Consider the following 13,853-nt stretch of genomic DNA (forward strand, 5'->3'; position numbering starts at 1 on the left):
GGGGAATGCGAGCTGGAACCTGATTGTGAAGGTGTGAGGCGAAACCCGATTAGACAAGGTGTGAAGCCGAACGGCCGATTGACGCCATCGGCGCTGTATTTCCTTTTCAAACATGCTGATCCTTTACTCAATGTCTTACAAAGCAATAAAAACAGGGCTTCTGATGCGATAAATGCTTCAAAAGCCCTGTTTTTATTAAACATAAGGTTAACCCAATTTCGCATTTGGGAAATTTGTCAGCCACTTTTTGCGTTCGATACGGCGCTTGAATGCAAGTTCATCAATTGCTCCGGTAGAACTGATCGTTTCAGTGAACAGATCGTCCAGTCCGTAGGGAGCAATTATCGAGTAGCTGCCGCCTGGTTCGCGTGAAATACCGATTGCACTGCATTTTTCAGGGAAATCTGCAACGACTGTTTCAATCGTTGAACCATCAGGAGACTTGTCAGAGTGGCGCTTTTTTAAACGGATGTTTCGCAAGTCCCACAGATACTTGGAATGTCGCTGGTTGAGGGTGCTTTGAATCGTCAGGTAATGCTCGTAGGATTCTCCGGGATCGTTATAGTAGATATCAAGGTTGTTTCGCAAAACCGAAGACGGTTTGTTTTCCAGCTTGTTCCAGACAAGTTCACGAATCGCACCGGCGCACAACGTTGCCTCTGGCAAGTGGTAGCGTTCAAGAATATTGAAGATTTCCGTGAAGTTCCTGTCATGTGAAATCCAGTCAATTAATTGTTGTTGCTGATCCATCAATGTTTCCTCCATTCTCTCCTATACTATTTTAGCGAGGTTCTGTTCAAATAACCAGTCCAATGGCGAGAATTTAATAAAAATGAATAAGGTCGGATTCTCCCTTTAGTGAAAGCGCTGACTTTGAAAAGAAAAATCAGTGAATTTTTTCACAAATTCAGTGTGCCAAGCGGCCGAAAATTTGTTATAGTAGAGATAGTGAATTTCTTAACAAGAGGGGGACGCTAACATTATGGATAAGGTCTTAGCAGTTAATTCTGGCAGCTCCAGTTTAAAATTCAAACTTTTTGAAATGCCGTCCGAAGCGGTAATTGCTTCCGGTTTGATCGAGCGGATTGCGATTCCGGGGTCTCAAACGACGATCAAGTACGGAAACTGCAAAGTCTATAAGCATCAGGGAACCGTCAGAAATCACGGAGAAGCGGTCAACAATCTGATGGAGCTGTTGATAAGTCTGGGAATCATCGAGGAGTACTCTGAGATTACCGGTGTTGGTCATCGCGTCGTTGCCGGCGGTGAGTATTTCTCCAAATCGGTTGTCGTAACGGATGAAGTCATTCAAAAGATCAAGAACATTACCGAACTGGCACCGTTGCACAATCCGGCCAATCTGATCGGCATTCAGGCATTTAAGGAAATGCTGCCCGATGCCTGTTCCGTCGTGGTTTTTGACACTGCATTTCACCAGACGATGCCGGAAGAGAACTTTTTGTACAGCGTTCCCTACGAATGGTATGAAAAACTCGGCGTCAGACGTTACGGAGCGCACGGAACCAGTCACCGCTACGTTGCAGGCGAGGCTGCCAAATTGATGGGACGGCCTTTAAAGGATTTAAAGCTTGTAACGTGTCATCTTGGGGCAGGGTCTTCTCTTTGCGCAATCAAGAACGGCAAGTCGTTTGATACGTCAATGGGATTCACGCCGCTGACCGGCGTGACGATGGCCACGCGTTCCGGTGACGTCGATGTTTCGATGATTGCCTTTGTCATGGACAAGCTTGGAATCAATTCGATCAGCGAGATGGTCTATACTCTGAACAAGGAATCCGGACTTGCCGGAATCTCAGGAGTTTCATCCGATATGCGCGACATTTTGTCGGTATCTCATGCCAAGCATCGCGCACGCCTTGCAATCGAGATTTTTGTCAAGGATATCGTAAAATATATCGGACAATATTATTTCGAGATGGGCGGAATCGACGGAATCGTGTTTACGGCCGGCATTGGTGAAAATTCTGCCGTCATCCGAAAGATGATTATGGAGAGACTCAGTTTCATGAACATTACGATTGATGATGAGAAAAATGAAGATCAGGACGGCGCAACCGTTATTTCCGGTGAAGATTCGGCAATTACGATGATGAAGATTCCGACAAATGAAGAGTTGATGATTGCGCGCGACGTAATGGAACTGAAAAATAAAAGGAACAAGCGGTAAATAAAAAGCCTTGTCATTTTCTGACAAGGTTTTTTATTAGTCCAAATAATTGCTGATATGGCTGTAAAACGTTAAATCCGACAGGAAATACAGCGTCTTTGAGTAGTCATAGGGCTGCTCGTTTTTCTGGCAGTTGATTTCTTCGATCATGAACGCAGAACTGCCGACATCTTCACCCGTCAGTTCTGCTTCCTCTTCGTTCAAGCGGTGAAGCGACATGTATTCGTCGGCTGTCTTGCTCGTAACATTGAAGTGTTCCTTGATAAATGCAGAAATCGACTCATTGCAGATTTCTTCTGTCAGATAAGGGACAACGTCTTTTCTGTAGAATGATTCTTCCAGACTGACAAGTTCATCTTTTCGTCTTCTGATGCGCTTGACATGATAAACGGGATCTTTCGGTTCAATCTTAAGATAGCTTCCAATTGTTTCACCGGCAGGAATTGTTTCAAAAGTCAGAATGCTGCTTAGAATCGTGTCTTTTTCCTCTAAGTCGTGCAGACCGTTTTTGTTGGCCATGTTGACGATGTTTGCCTGATTATGAAGCGGGTGGTTGATGAAATAGCCGCTTCCCTGAATTCTGCGCAAAAGACCCTGATTGTAAAGAACGTTTAAGGCATTGCGAATCGTATTGCGGCTGACTGAATACTCCTCCATCAGCTTTCCTTCGCTCGGCAGCTTCTTGTCATACTCATGGGCCTTGATTTTGTCGGCTAAGTTCAGTGCTACTTCCTGATATTTGAGTACCAAGAAAGGAACCTCCTTTCAAAAATGGTATTAATTAAATTGATACCAACTAACTTAGGTTAATTATACATGAAAACGTTAGCATTGACAACCGCAGCACCTTCATTTTATGAGCATAATTTGAAAATTATAATAACTATTTGTTAATTTGCAAAGATATGTCAGCTTAGCTTCCATTGAAACAAAGTAACCAATTTGTAACAGAAACGTAACAGTAAGGGGTTAACAAATAAGGTTAAAAGTGTTCAAGTTGAGACTTTTATATGTTTTTAGGAGGCTTTTATCATGGGCAACAAGCTTGATATTTTAAACGATTACCAAGTTGCGGAAAAGAAAGCTGCTGAACTCAGCAACGTCTGTGCCAAGCTGCATGACGGCAGTCGTACTCAACATCTGCAATCTGCTTACGATGAGAAACTTAGAAGCGTAGAACTTCAGCGCGATAACCTGGGAGTCATTTTAGAGGCAATTGATGCTGCTGAAGATTAGTTATGACTGAAGAAAGATAATTTGAGGTTTTTGGAATTCTTCCAAAAACCTTTTTACTTTGGAATTTCGTTTTTTTCAGAACGCGAATTTCCTGCCGGACTGAGTTTAGTCCGGCTTTTTGATTTTGTCGAAAAATAACAGGCATTGTCTTGATTTTGGGATGAGTTTTCTTCGGGATGTTTCAGCACCACTTTTTTTGAATGGTGATTAATGTTAAGATAAGGGTATCTGTACAGTCAAAATGACGTTAGAAGGGAACGTACTTTAGATGCGAATTATTTTTGTTGGCGACGTCGTTGGAATCTCGGGCACGAAGATGCTTGAAGAGTATCTGCCGAAGTTGAAACGCAAGTATCGACCGCAGCTGACCATCGTAAACGGTGAAAATGCGACAAGGGGTCGCGGGATTAACGAAATATTCTATAAAAGACTGATGAAGGCCGGAGCCGACGTGATTACGATGGGAAATCATACTTGGGACAACCCTGAAATTCAGCGATTTATTTCAGACGCAAAAAATTTGATTCGACCGCTGAATTTTTCAAAAGGAAAGGTTCCGGGAAAAGGCTGGATGATTCAACGGGTCAACGACAGGAAAATTGCTGTCGTCAACGTTCAGGGACGAGTATTCATGAACCCTTCAGACGATCCGTTTGCGGAAATGGAAAAGCTTTTGGACAAGATTTGTGCTGACTATGTTTTTGTCGACTTTCACGGAGAGACGACGAGCGAAAAAGAAGCCTTTTCATGGTATTTTGACGGACGGGTTTCAGCCGTAATCGGCACTCATACTCATGTTCAGACCAATGACGCAAGAATATTGCCGAACGGAACGGCATATCTTTCTGACGTCGGCATGACAGGTCCTTATGACGGTATTCTGGGGATGAAGCGAAAAAATGTGATCGAGCGTTTTCTGACGCAGATGCCGACTCGTTTCGAGGTTGACGAAGACGGGCGTCAGACGCTTGGCGCCTGCGTGATTGATTTGGATGATCGTTCTAATAAGGCAAAGCAGATTACCCCCATCTTGATTAATGACGATCATCCGTTTTTTCAGTAAAGACGGACGGAGGATTTTTAATGGCTAAAAGTCAAACTGAAACACCGATGATGAAACAGTATTTGGAAATCAAGGAACAGTATCCGGATGCCTTTCTGTTTTACCGACTGGGTGATTTTTATGAAATGTTCAATGATGATGCGGTCAAAGGCGCACAATTGCTTGAGCTTACTCTGACAACGAGAAACAAGAAATCAAAGAATCCGATTCCGATGTGCGGAGTTCCCCACCACGCTGTTCAGAACTATATCGATATCTTGATTGACAAAGGCTACAAGGTTGCAATCTGCGAACAGATGGAAGATCCGAAACTTGCAAAGGGCATGGTCAGGCGAGAGGTCGTCCAGTTGGTGACCCCTGGGACAAATATTGACATGCGAACCGGAGAAGCGGGGGAAAACAACTATCTGACAGCGCTTCATGAGCAGGACGGAAAATATGGGTTTGCCTATGCTGATCTTTCAACCGGAGAGTTGAGATGTTCGATTTTAGAAGATGACGACAGTCTGCTCAATGAAATGATCAGTTTGAAAACAAGGGAAATCGTGATTGACGAAAGCGTTTCTGAAAGAGCGGTCGAAAAGATCAAGAAGCTTCGCGTGCTTGTTTCCAGTCAGGAAAGCGTCGAACCGGCATCCGAACTCTCATACGTGATTCAGGACATTGAATCGGATCTTGAGAGGGAAGTTTTGAATCACCTGATGACGTACGTGAAAACGACCCAGAAGAGAACGTTGTCGCACCTTCAGAAAGCAGTTCATTATGAACCGGCATATTTCTTAAAACTGGATCGTTATGCGAAACAGAATCTTGAGCTTTTGCAAAATGCACGGACCGGTAAAAAATCCGGGACGCTCTTGTGGCTGTTGGATGAAACCAGGACGGCCATGGGATCCAGACTCTTAAAGCAATGGATCTCCCGGCCTTTGATCAATCCGGATAAAATCAGAGAACGTCAGCTGATCGTCAAGAATCAGCTGGAACATTACTTTGAGCGTTCAAGCCTGCAGGATGAACTGAAGCAGGTTTATGACCTTGAACGTCTGGCCGGACGCATAGCTTTTGGGAACGTCAACGGCCGGGATCTGATTCAGCTTAAAACTTCTCTTGCCCACGTTCCGCAGATCAGGTACGTTTTGGAAGAGCTCAACGGGAACGGAATCTATGATGGAATCTTAGCACGCCTTGATCCTGTCGAAGACGTCTTTGAGCTTTTGGATCGGGCGATTGATGAAGAACCGCCGGTTTCGGTGACGGAAGGCGGCGTGATCAAGCCCGGATACAATGAAGAGCTTGACAAATACACGGATGCAATGAAGAACGGCAAGCAGTGGCTGGCCGAACTGGAAGCAAGCGAGCGCGAAAAGACAGGCATTCATAATCTCAAAATCGGGTTTAATCGTGTATTCGGCTATTATATCGAAGTCTCAAAGGCAAATGTGGCCAAACTTCCTGAGGGTCGATATGAAAGAAAGCAGACCCTGGTCAATGCCGAAAGATTCATCACGCCTGAGCTGAAGGAAAAGGAAGCACTGATTCTTGGCGCAGAAAGCAAGACGTTTGAACTTGAATATCGTTTGTTCGTTGAAGTCAGGGAAAAGGTCAAGAAACAGATTGAAAGGCTCCAGAAGCTTGCAGCGGCAGTTGCTGAGCTGGATTGCCTGCAAAGCTTCGCAAACGTCAGCGAAGACAACCATTTTGTTTGTCCGACGCTTGTTTCAGGCAGTCGCGATCTTGAAATCAAGGAAGGATGGCATCCGGTCGTTGAACGCGTTCTGGGCAGGCAAAGCTATGTTCCAAATGATGTTTCAATGCCGGAAGACCGCGATATTCTGCTGATTACCGGGCCGAACATGTCCGGTAAAAGCACGTACATGAGACAGTTGGCCCTGACGGCAATCATGGCCCAGATTGGCTGTTTCGTACCCGCAAAAGAAGCCAGGATGCCGATTTTTGACCAGATTTTCACTCGTATCGGTGCAGCCGATGATTTGATCTCCGGAGAATCGACGTTCATGGTCGAAATGAAAGAGACGAATGAAGCCCTGCAGAACGCTTCAAGGAACAGTCTGCTTTTGTTTGATGAAATCGGACGCGGAACGGCAACCTATGACGGCATGGCGCTGGCCCAGGCAATTATCGAATACGTTCATGACAACGTGAAGGCCAAAACGCTGTTTTCAACGCATTATCATGAACTGACCGTGCTTGACGAAAGGCTTGAGCATCTAGAGAACATTCATGTCGGAGCGGTCGAAAAGAACGGTGAACTTGTTTTTCTGCATAAAATGCAGGAAGGCCCGGCCGACCGTTCATACGGGATTCACGTTGCAAAACTTGCCGGAATGCCCGAAAAGCTGCTTGAACGAGCTGATGTGATCTTGAAAAAGCTTGAGAGCACTTCTGAGACGCATGTGGAAACTCAGAAGACGGCTAAAATCGAGCCGGCGCAGGAACTCAGCGTTTCTGAAGGAGATGTGCAGCTGTCGCTTTTTGCAGAACCGGCTGAAACGAAGGGCAGCTCAAAGACAGGCAGGAAACAGGCAAAGATTGTTTCGGAATTGGAAAACGCGGACTTGATGTCTCTGACGCCGATGGATGTGATGCTGATGGTCCACAAATGGCAGCAGGAATTGAAGAAGGGATGACGAATGGCAGAGATTCACGAACTGTCTGCCGTTTTGGCAGATCAAATTGCTGCAGGCGAAGTCGTCGAAAGGCCGGCTTCGGTTGTAAAGGAATTGGTTGAAAACTCTCTTGATGCAAATGCAACGCAGATTACGATTGAAACAAAAGAGGCAGGCCTCGAAATGATCCGTGTGACAGATGACGGCGCAGGAATCGAGGAAGGTGATGTCGAAACGGCATTTAAACGGCATGCCACAAGCAAGATCACCAGTCGCGAAGATCTTTTCAGGGTGGCCACGCTGGGCTTTCGCGGCGAGGCCCTGCCTTCGATTGCATCCGTTTCCGATGTTGTTTTGACGACCTCTCATGCAGGTGATGAAACGGGAACGACGATTCATATCAAGGGTGGAGAAATCGTTTCAAACGATGCAGGTCAGCTTCGAAATGGAACTCAGGTAACCGTCAGCGAGCTGTTCTTCAATACGCCGGCCCGGTTGAAATACCTCAGCTCGCTTGCAACGGAACTTTCGCATGTTTCTGATATTGTGAATCGTCTGGCCTTGAGTCATTCAGACGTTGCATTTGTCCTGAAAAACAATGGCAAAACGCTGCTCAAAACGGCCGGTAACGGAAATCAAAAGCAGACTTTCAGCGCGATTTACGGGGTGAAGTCCGCAGCAAAGATGATTTCCTTCAATGCCAAGGATCTGGATTTTGAAGTGGACGGAATGGTGTCGTATCCGGAATTGACGCGTTCGAACAGGAACGGCATCAGTCTGTTGATCAACGGACGCTATATCAGAAATTTCAAGCTGACAAAGGCCGTTTTGAACGGCTACGGATCAAAGCTGATGGTCGGACGCTTTCCTTACGCCGTCATTAATATCAGGCTTGATCCGCTTCTTTGCGACGTCAACGTCCATCCGACCAAGCAGGAAGTCAGAATCAGCAAGGAACCTCAGCTTGAAAAGCTGATTTCTGAAGGGATTTTTGCACGTTTGTCACAGGAAAATCTGATTCCGAATGCCGTCAGGAATCTCAATCATTCCAGGCGAACCGGATTTTCAGGCGGACAGACCGACCTGCTGGAGAAGTCTCCGAAGTACAAAGGTCCCGTTTCGGCTGAGGTTACGGCGGCTTTGGTCGGGGAAAGTCCTGACAATAAACTTGAAGGAAAGCAGGACGTGCTTTCAAAAGATGTCAGGCCGATCGTGATTTCAAAGCGCACTGACCTTGAAAAAGCCGAATTGAGGATTTGGGATCAGAAATACGTGCAGAAGAAGACGTCTGCAAAGGACCGGGAAATTCCTGCGGATCCTCCTGAAAGGAGGTTTCCGGAACTGCGTTATATCGGGCAGATGCACGGAACGTATCTTTTTGCGGAATCAGAAGACGGACTTTACATCATCGACCAGCATGCCGCTCAGGAGCGTTGCAAGTATGAGCATTACCGGACTGAAATCGGAAATGTCTCTTCAAGTCAGCAGCGCCTGCTGGTGCCGATCGTGTTGACCTATCCGACGACCGATTCCTTGAAAATTGAGGAAAATCGCGATAAGCTTGCAGATCTCGGCATTGAACTGGAGGATTTCGGCAAGAACACGTATGTCCTGAGGCAGCATCCGACATGGTTCAGGCAGGGCGAAGAAGAAGAAATAGTGCGTGAGATGATTGACATGTTTTTAAATGACGACAAACTGACCGTGGCAAAATTCAGAGAAAAAACCGCCGTCATGATGAGCTGCAAGCGTTCGATCAAAGCCAATCATCATTTGGAAGAAGAACAGGCTAAAGCTCTGCTCAAGAAACTTTCAACGTGCGAAAATCCGTTCAATTGTCCGCACGGACGGCCTGTTCTGGTTCATTTTACTCCAAAGGACATGGAGCATATGTTCAAGAGGATTCAGGATCCGCATCAAACGGGAATTGATGATGAATTATAGGCAAGAAATGAGAAAATGTGTTACTATCTATATGCGCAAGTTTAGAAGTGAGGAAATGCAATGTACGAATATTTGACAGGCACGGTTACGCAGGTTCTTCCCGCATATATCGTTGTTGAAAACAACGGCATCGGGTATCTGATCAATGTGGCCAATCCATTCAGGTTCAAGGTGGACGAAACCAGACAGGAAAAGATTTATCTGCATCAGGTCGTTCGCGAAAACGAAATCGCGTTGTACGGTTTTTCCGATTTCAATGAAAAACAGCTTTTCTTGAAACTGATCAGTGTTTCAGGCATCGGGCCGAAGAGCGCACTTGCAATTCTGGCAAACGAGGATCACAACGGGTTTGTTTCAGCGGTCAATAACGATGATGATGCTTACTTGACCAGATTTCCAGGAATCGGCAAAAAAACCGCCAAGCAGATCATCCTGGATCTCAAGGGCAAGCTTGGAGGCCTTGAAAGCGGCAAGCCGCTTAAGGGACAGCAGGATTTGGAAATCGTTGCAGAGCAGGCATCTCCATATTTGAAGGAAGCACTGGAAGCGTTGCTTGCATTAGGATATACGAAAACTGAAGTCAAGAAGACCGGCAGGAAGCTGCTGGACTTCAAGGGTGATTCAACCGATGAATATTTGAGACAGGCATTACGGTTGATGATGAACAAATAATTTTAACGGGAGGCGTCCATGTGACCGAAGACAAGCGAATCGTTTCAGGAGAAAACCTTGACGCAAGCGAGCAAGCCGACTTGACGCTTCGTCCAAAGACCTTGAAAGCATATATCGGACAGGAGAAAATCAAGCGCGAACTTTCCGTTTACATTGCAGCAGCGAAGCAACGGGAAGAATCGCTTGACCACGTTCTCTTATACGGTCCTCCCGGCTTGGGGAAGACCACGCTCGCCTGCATCATCGCCAATGAACTGCAGGTCGGCATCAAGACGACGACCGGTCCGGCGATTGAAAAGCCCGGCGATTTGGTGGCGCTTTTGAACGAACTGGAGCCCGGCGACGTTTTGTTCATTGATGAGATTCATCGTCTTCCCAAAAACGTTGAGGAAATTCTATATTCAGCGATGGAAGACTTTTACATCGACATTATCGTCGGACAGGATACGTCGGCTCATCCGGTCAGGTTTCCGCTGCCGCCGTTTACCCTGGTCGGGGCAACCACGAGAGCCGGAATGCTTTCTGCGCCGCTCAGGGCACGCTTTGGCATCGTCGGTCACATGAATTATTACGAAGACGATGAACTGACGCAGATCGTTCAGCGTTCAGCAGCTGTTTTTGCAGCTCAGATAAGTGCTGACGGCGCATTTGAAATTGCGAGACGCTCGCGCGGGACTCCGCGCGTTGCCAATCGGCTTCTGAAGCGCGTGAGGGATTTTGCCGAAGTTGCGCATAAAGACGAGATTGATACGCAGATTGTGTGCTATGCTCTGGATTTGCTGAGAGTCGACCAGTGCGGTCTGGATGACACGGATCGCAGGCTTTTGAGAACGATGATTGAATTATACGGGGGCGGTCCGGTCGGGCTGTCGACTTTGGCTGCCAATATCGGCGAAGAAACGGAAACGGTCGCTGATATGATTGAACCATACTTGATGCAGCGCGGTTTCATCAAGCGAACACCAAGAGGTCGCATGGTGACGCCGCTTGCATACAAGCATCTGAACTTGAAAATTGATAATAATTGAGAAGGGTGACTATTTTGTCAGAAAAACACTTAACAACTGAAGACTTTGACTATGATTTGCCGCAGGAATTGATTGCGCAGACTCCTTTGAAGGAGCGCGATCAATCGCGTCTTCTCGTGCTTGATTCCAAGACGGGCGAATATCAGGATGATTATTTCTATAACGTCATCGATCGTCTGAATCCGGGAGATGCCCTGGTCATGAACGACTCCCGCGTCATGCCGGCCCGTCTTTACGGAGTCAAGCCCGAGACCGGCGGACACGTTGAAGTTCTGTTGCTGAACAATACTGACGGAGACAACTGGGAAACACTCGTCAAGCCTGCCAGACGTGCAAAAGTCGGTACGGAAATTTCCTTTGGCGACGGCAAGCTGACTGCAACCGTAACGGAGGAACTGGAGCATGGGGGCAGAATGATTGAATTTCATTATGACGGCATTTTCATGGAAATTCTCGATCAGTTGGGAGAAATGCCGCTTCCGCCTTACATCAAGGAAAAGCTTGACGACCCTGAAATGTATCAGACGGTATATTCAAGAGAAATCGGTTCTGCTGCGGCACCGACGGCCGGGCTGCATTTTACAAGGGAATTATTGAATAAAATTGAAGACAAGGGCGTAAAACTCGTCTATCTCACACTTCACGTCGGTCTTGGCACGTTCCGTCCAGTCAGTGAAGAAAACATCGAAGATCATAAGATGCACAGCGAATTCTATCGTCTGACGGAAGATGCCGCCAAAACATTGAACGAAGTCAAGGCAAACGGCGGTCGCATCGTCGCAACTGGCACGACTTCAATCAGAACGCTTGAAACGATCGGTACGAAATTCAACGGTGAAATTCGTGCCGACAGCGGCTGGACCGATATTTTCATCAAACCAGGATACGAGTGGCAGGTTGTTGATGCATTCATCACGAATTTCCACTTGCCGAAGTCGACTTTGGTAATGCTTGTTGCATCGTTTACGGGACGTGAAAATATCTTGAACGCATATCGACACGCCGTTTCAGAGAAGTACCGTTTCTTCAGCTTCGGCGATGCGATGTTTATTTATTGATACGGAGGAATTAATATATGAGTGAACCAGCTGTCAAATATCGGCTGATTAAAAAGGAAAAGCATACCGGGGCACGTCTGGGAGAATTGATCACGCCGCACGGAACCTTCCCGACTCCAATGTTCATGCCGGTTGGCACGCAGGCAACCGTCAAGTCGATGTCGCCGGAGGAACTTAAGGAAATGGGCGCCGGAGTGATTTTGTCAAATACCTATCATCTCTGGCTTCGTCCCGGCGAAGATCTTGTCAGGGAAGCCGGCGGACTGCATAAGTTTATGAACTGGGATCGGGGAATCTTGACTGATTCGGGCGGCTTTCAAGTGTTTTCCCTGGCTGAAATGCGCAACATTACGGAAGAAGGCGTTCATTTCAGAAGCCATTTGAGCGGAGAACCGCTCTTCCTGTCACCTGAAAAGGCAATTCATATCGAAAACTGCCTGGGATCTGACATCATGATGAGTTTTGATGAATGCCCACCGTTTTTTGAATCATACGACTACATCAAAAAATCAATCGAGCGTACAAGCCGTTGGGCCGAACGCGGACTTCGCGCTCATGAAAATCCAGAGACGCAGGCCCTGTTCGGAATCATTCAGGGCGGAGGGCACAGGGATCTTCGTGAACAAAGCGCAAGAGACCTTGTCTCGCTTGATTTTCCGGGATACTCGATCGGCGGTCTTTCCGTTGGCGAGTCAAAGGCTGAGATGAATCACGTCCTGGATTTCACGACGCCGCTCATTCCTGAAAACAAGCCGCGTTATCTGATGGGCGTCGGTTCTCCTGACGCTTTGATCGACGGAGCAATTCGCGGGATTGATATGTTTGACTGTGTTTTGCCGACGAGAATTGCAAGAAACGGAACATGCATGACTTCTCACGGACGTCTGGTGGTTAAAAACGCGAAATATGCGCGCGACTTTTCACCGATTGATGACAACTGCAATTGCTATACGTGCCGGAACTATACCCGCGCTTACGTTCGTCATCTGTTCAAGGCTGATGAAACGTTCGGGCTGCGTCTTACGAGCTACCATAATCTTTACTTCCTGCTCAATCTGATGAAACAGGTGCGTCAAGCCATTATGGATGACAATCTGCTTGAATTCAGGCAGGATTTCTTCGAACGCTACGGGTTGAACGTGGCTAACCCGAAGAACTTTTAAGTTTTAGTAAAAGCCATTAAAAGACTGGAAAAAATTCGTTATTTTTGATACAGTGTACTATAGTATTTTCCTAAGGAGTGAATAATTTGGCATCTTCAATTTCAACAATCGTTATGTTCGTCGTCTTGATTGCCTTGATGTACTTCATGATGATCAAACCGCAAAAAAAGCAGCAGCAGCAACATCAGAAAATGTTGTCTGAGCTTAAGCCGGGCGATGAAATCACGACAATCGGCGGACTTCACGCTGTCGTTTCTGAAATCGATACGGAAAAGGCGCTCGTTACGCTTGACTGCGACGGCGTTTATCTGGACTTCTCAAGAAACGCGATTGCACGCGTGACGAAGAAGGCTGAAAGCGAACCGGCAGCAGCAGCCGCTGAAGAAGAAAAAGCACCTGAAACAGAAGAAACGACTGAATCAGAATCCAAGTAATTCCTGGTTGCAGGAAGAGGCTGGGGAGAAATTCTGTCTTAAATTTAAAACACGTATGATTCATAATCATCTTTATGAATCGTACGTGTTTTTTTGACCGGATATCTGTCGGGGCTTCTAAGGGATGCGACGGCCAAAATAGTCTGCTTTATCATCATGACACAGTGAACGCACCTGCAAAAGCGGGGTAAAGGCAAAAAGCATGGTGGTTAAGGTGAGATCCGGCACCATTTTTTCAGTTATGCTGAACTTTTGTGAAATGCAGTACAGGCTGACATGGATGCCGGCACGAAGGAATTTCAGACGTTATGTTTGAAATATTATTGATTTTTTATGGCTTGTTGTTGAATTTCTGTGAAAATGAAGTGATTTGTCCCAACTTTGTCCCATTTGACATGTTACACTTACCACATAGAACAGGGTTGGTATCATGGAGAATC

13 protein-coding genes are annotated in these 13,853 nt (G+C 46.5%); 10 read left to right on the forward strand and 3 right to left on the reverse strand.

The annotated features are described in order from the left end of the window. Both V7Z60_RS05805 and V7Z60_RS05810 read right to left on the reverse strand, forming a co-directional pair. A partial coding sequence (locus tag V7Z60_RS05805; RefSeq protein WP_334116905.1) for a hypothetical protein occupies positions 1-203 on the reverse strand: 203 nt, incomplete at its 3' end. A gap of 4 nt (positions 204-207) precedes the next feature. After that, complete coding sequence (locus V7Z60_RS05810; RefSeq protein ID WP_334116906.1) at positions 208-750, reverse strand: nucleotidyltransferase family protein; 543 nt, start codon at positions 748-750, stop codon at positions 208-210. 232 nt (positions 751-982) lie between these two features. On the opposite strand from V7Z60_RS05810, the gene V7Z60_RS05815 reads away from it, so the two are divergent. Continuing rightward, positions 983-2,188, forward strand: a complete 1,206-nt coding sequence (locus V7Z60_RS05815) for an acetate/propionate family kinase (RefSeq protein WP_334116907.1) — start codon at positions 983-985, stop codon at positions 2,186-2,188. 36 nt (positions 2,189-2,224) lie between these two features. On the opposite strand, the gene V7Z60_RS05820 is transcribed toward V7Z60_RS05815, so the two are convergent. Further along, positions 2,225-2,938, reverse strand: coding sequence for a GntR family transcriptional regulator (locus V7Z60_RS05820; RefSeq protein ID WP_334116908.1), 714 nt, complete (start codon positions 2,936-2,938; stop codon positions 2,225-2,227). Positions 2,939-3,220: 282 nt separating this feature from the next. Here V7Z60_RS05820 and V7Z60_RS05825 point away from each other — a divergent pair, with 282 nt between their 5' ends. The 9 genes from V7Z60_RS05825 (at position 3,221) to yajC (ending at position 13,413) form a co-directional block, all read left to right on the forward strand. Then, complete coding sequence (locus tag V7Z60_RS05825; RefSeq protein WP_334116909.1) at positions 3,221-3,424, forward strand: hypothetical protein; 204 nt, start codon at positions 3,221-3,223, stop codon at positions 3,422-3,424. 268 nt (positions 3,425-3,692) lie between these two features. Then, the gene (locus V7Z60_RS05830) at positions 3,693-4,487 is read left to right on the forward strand and encodes a TIGR00282 family metallophosphoesterase (RefSeq protein WP_334116910.1); all 795 of its coding nucleotides are present in this window, start codon (positions 3,693-3,695) and stop codon (positions 4,485-4,487) included. Between the two features lie 20 nt (positions 4,488-4,507). Next, a complete protein-coding gene (mutS, locus tag V7Z60_RS05835) occupies positions 4,508-7,135 on the forward strand; it encodes a DNA mismatch repair protein MutS (RefSeq protein ID WP_334116911.1) in 2,628 nt (875 codons plus the stop codon). Between the two features lie 3 nt (positions 7,136-7,138). Continuing rightward, positions 7,139-9,058 (forward strand): DNA mismatch repair endonuclease MutL, encoded by a 1,920-nt coding sequence (gene mutL / locus V7Z60_RS05840; RefSeq protein WP_334116912.1) that lies wholly within the window; start codon positions 7,139-7,141, stop codon positions 9,056-9,058. 60 nt (positions 9,059-9,118) lie between these two features. Then, positions 9,119-9,730: a Holliday junction branch migration protein RuvA gene (ruvA, locus tag V7Z60_RS05845; protein WP_334116913.1), complete on the forward strand. Its 612-nt coding sequence runs from the start codon at positions 9,119-9,121 to the stop codon at positions 9,728-9,730. Between the two features lie 20 nt (positions 9,731-9,750). Beyond that, positions 9,751-10,758, forward strand: coding sequence for a Holliday junction branch migration DNA helicase RuvB (gene ruvB / locus V7Z60_RS05850; RefSeq protein ID WP_334116914.1), 1,008 nt, complete (start codon positions 9,751-9,753; stop codon positions 10,756-10,758). Between the two features lie 14 nt (positions 10,759-10,772). After that, a complete protein-coding gene (gene queA / locus V7Z60_RS05855) occupies positions 10,773-11,816 on the forward strand; it encodes a tRNA preQ1(34) S-adenosylmethionine ribosyltransferase-isomerase QueA (protein WP_334116915.1) in 1,044 nt (347 codons plus the stop codon). A gap of 17 nt (positions 11,817-11,833) precedes the next feature. Then, the gene (tgt, locus tag V7Z60_RS05860) at positions 11,834-12,979 is read left to right on the forward strand and encodes a tRNA guanosine(34) transglycosylase Tgt (RefSeq protein WP_334116916.1); all 1,146 of its coding nucleotides are present in this window, start codon (positions 11,834-11,836) and stop codon (positions 12,977-12,979) included. An 86-nt stretch (positions 12,980-13,065) separates the two neighbouring features. Next, on the forward strand, positions 13,066-13,413 hold the full coding sequence (gene yajC / locus V7Z60_RS05865) for a preprotein translocase subunit YajC (protein WP_334116917.1): 348 nt from the start codon (positions 13,066-13,068) through the stop codon (positions 13,411-13,413). Positions 13,414-13,853: the final 440 nt, after the last annotated feature.

This window comes from Ligilactobacillus sp. (genome assembly GCF_036846325.1).
Taxonomy (GTDB): domain Bacteria; phylum Bacillota; class Bacilli; order Lactobacillales; family Lactobacillaceae; genus Ligilactobacillus.

What these genes read in the sequence shown, in the direction of transcription:
- V7Z60_RS05810 (WP_334116906.1), bottom strand. Translation starts at nt 750, where the DNA reads ATGGATCAGCAACAACAATTAATTGACTGGATTTCACATGACAGGAAC.
- V7Z60_RS05815 (WP_334116907.1), top strand. Translation starts at nt 983, where the DNA reads ATGGATAAGGTCTTAGCAGTTAATTCTGGCAGCTCCAGTTTAAAATTC.
- V7Z60_RS05825 (WP_334116909.1), top strand. Translation starts at nt 3,221, where the DNA reads ATGGGCAACAAGCTTGATATTTTAAACGATTACCAAGTTGCGGAAAAG.
- V7Z60_RS05830 (WP_334116910.1), top strand. Translation starts at nt 3,693, where the DNA reads ATGCGAATTATTTTTGTTGGCGACGTCGTTGGAATCTCGGGCACGAAG.
- mutS (WP_334116911.1), top strand. Translation starts at nt 4,508, where the DNA reads ATGGCTAAAAGTCAAACTGAAACACCGATGATGAAACAGTATTTGGAA.
- mutL (WP_334116912.1), top strand. Translation starts at nt 7,139, where the DNA reads ATGGCAGAGATTCACGAACTGTCTGCCGTTTTGGCAGATCAAATTGCT.
- ruvA (WP_334116913.1), top strand. Translation starts at nt 9,119, where the DNA reads ATGTACGAATATTTGACAGGCACGGTTACGCAGGTTCTTCCCGCATAT.
- tgt (WP_334116916.1), top strand. Translation starts at nt 11,834, where the DNA reads ATGAGTGAACCAGCTGTCAAATATCGGCTGATTAAAAAGGAAAAGCAT.